The 2,391-nt window shown below is 48.4% G+C and carries 4 protein-coding genes; 2 read left to right on the top strand and 2 right to left on the bottom strand.

Annotated features, from left to right (window positions below):
- Nucleotides 1-46 precede the first annotated feature (46 nt).
- A complete protein-coding gene (locus CZ345_RS16415) occupies nucleotides 47-229 on the bottom strand; it encodes a hypothetical protein (RefSeq protein WP_144277186.1) in 183 nt (60 codons plus the stop codon).
- Nucleotides 230-407: 178 nt separating this feature from the next.
- Between CZ345_RS16415 and CZ345_RS00495 the strand changes: the two genes are divergently transcribed.
- Nucleotides 408-584 (top strand): hypothetical protein, encoded by a 177-nt coding sequence (locus tag CZ345_RS00495; protein WP_204224186.1) that lies wholly within the window; start codon nucleotides 408-410, stop codon nucleotides 582-584.
- Nucleotides 585-600: 16 nt separating this feature from the next.
- A complete protein-coding gene (locus CZ345_RS00490) occupies nucleotides 601-1,062 on the top strand; it encodes a GNAT family N-acetyltransferase (RefSeq protein ID WP_077071247.1) in 462 nt (153 codons plus the stop codon).
- Between the two features lie 213 nt (nucleotides 1,063-1,275).
- On the opposite strand, the gene CZ345_RS16950 is transcribed toward CZ345_RS00490, so the two are convergent.
- Nucleotides 1,276-2,391: hypothetical protein (locus CZ345_RS16950; RefSeq protein WP_204224184.1), on the bottom strand; the 1,116-nt coding region annotated here is incomplete at its 5' end.

Raw genomic sequence — 2,391 nt, 5'->3', positions numbered from 1 at the left:
ATGTTTCCTTTTTTTTGAACATGCTCATGCCTCGTCTCCTTTGAGGTTACAGGCCGAGATCACTCATGCCGGAGGTCTGATCGGCTCCGAAAAGCGTGGCCGAGCCGGAACCGAGGGTTTCTCCCAGGCCGAGCAGCACGGCTCCGACCAGAATCTTGATGAGGCCGCCGGGATAGGTCGATTCGCCCTGGCGTTTGGTGGCCTTGTACATGTCAATAATTTTTTGCATGTAGTACACTGATATGTTTGATAAAAAAATAAATTTGCAAAAAAATACCCCGACAATTACCCTAAAAAGAAGAGGATATTGCCGGGTGGTCGTGGATTATGCTGGACATAACCGAATTGAGCTACTGGATAACCCTACCATTTACTGGTATTTTCACTCCCTGCTGTTGGGTATCCAGATGATGTACAGTTTCATGCTGGTGGACGAGAACCAGCCCCTGCGCCTGTGCAAGCACTGCCAGAAGGTGTTCCTGGGCAGCTGGTTCAACGCCGCCTTTTGCAGCTCACGGTGCAAAAATCAGTACAATGTCTACAAGAGCCGTTCTAAAAAGGACGGAAATGATGAAGTCAAATAAGAATGCGTGATACGCTATGGAAATTCTGAAACTCAGAGAACACAGCGAACTGGCGGCAGAAGCCGCAGCATGGTTTCATTCCAAGTGGGATATTCCCATTGAAGAATATACGGGAAGCATACAGGGATGTTTGACCAGCAAGAGCGTCCCACAGTGGTATGTTGCAGTCGAGGATGGGCAGATCATTGGTGGTATTGGGGTCATCGAAAACGATTTCCATAACCGCAGGGATTTAACGCCAAATGTCTGTGCTGTGTATGTAGAAGAAAATTATCGCTGCCGGGGCATTGCCGGAAAATTACTTGATTTTGTCTGCGAGGATATGCGTTCATTTGGCCTGAAAACCTTATATCTCATCACAGACCACACTGATTTCTACGAACGCTATGGGTGGAAGTTCTTGTGTATGGTGCAGGGCGATGGTGAAGCTGATTTGACGAGAATGTATGTTTACGACTTGAGAAAGGAATATCTATGACATTGATTCGATATTTGGAGAAATATGATAAATTTTATATTAAAAATATTTTGTAATAACTGCGCTGAAGGTGAAATAAAAAATAAGAAGATTGAATTGGATACTTTTATCTGACTTATGAAAAAAATCAACTGTAAGATATTTTTATTAATTTTTTTATGCTCTATGAATATTGATGATAATATTTATCTTAATTTAATTAATCTAAGTAAATCATCTTAGCCGAAGTGTTAAATGATGTTTTTGATTTGTTAGTTTGCTTTTCATTTCCATTTTTTCTGCTTCTTGAATGAACTTTTGAACCTGCTCCGGCGTAGGCTGACTGTTGGCGATATCAATATCTCCCGCAGTTCCGAAGGCGTACCAGACCACCCTGCGCCCGTAGTCTATCCGTTCATCACGGTTCTGCCCCTTGGGGCGGGCGGGGGTGTGTCTATACAATTCATTGGCTACCTCCTGCACTGTGTATCCCGCACAGCGCATGTATAGAGCAATGGCCGCATCCAGCCGTGATGCATCCATCTTTTCCGGGAACCGCTTTTTGACAATCTCCAGATAAGCCGTATACGATGAAACCTGCGTGTCGACTCTGGGGAACTCATGTTGTCTGACTTCGACGCCGGGAGCTATCCGTTTACGGAAGCGCCAGAGGTTGCCAAGATACGGATTGCGTTTGCCGAGCCAGTGCTTGAAACGCGGGAGCAGATCCGGTTTTTCAGATTGAGCCAGCCTGTCCAGCAACGCCGCTTTCTCCTCCCGTTCCTGTTCTTTCAGGCAATGCCGGGCAATGTTCAGCACAGAAAGCCCGTGTGAAGCAAGACGAGCTGTGACCGCTTCCCGGCGTTCCCGCTGCCTCCGTGCCAGCTCTTCCCGTTCCTTCTCCCGTCTTTCTCTTGCGTTGTGTTTTTCCTCTTTCTGTCTCCGACTCTCCTGCTGGTACTCCAGCCATTCCTCCCGGCAAACATGGCTGACAGGTTCCGGGGCGAACTTGTGGAATGTCCGCTCAGAATAGAAGCCGGGCTTGAATTCTCCAAGCCGTTTGGAGAGCCTAAACAGGGAAAATTTCCTGTCCACGCTGGAAGCCTTGACCGCCGTATCACCCACAAAAATCACCGCGCCGGAGCCCTTGCGCACGAAACGCAGCCCCACCATGTCCAGCCCGGCGTGAAGCTCTTCCCAACATGAGGCGCTCTGGATGACGATATGGCCGCGTTCCTGCGCGATACGCTGCGCGGATTTTTCGCCCGTGGCGCTTTCAAAGTCCTCTGCCTTGGGCCTGGGTTTTACCCGTTCCCGCCGCTGGAGATTCTTGACCACATGCCCCTGTTC

The organism is Mailhella massiliensis, from assembly GCF_900155525.1.
Classification (GTDB): Bacteria; Desulfobacterota; Desulfovibrionia; order Desulfovibrionales; family Desulfovibrionaceae; genus Mailhella; species Mailhella massiliensis.
This window is presented reverse-complemented; position numbering and strand designations above follow the sequence as displayed.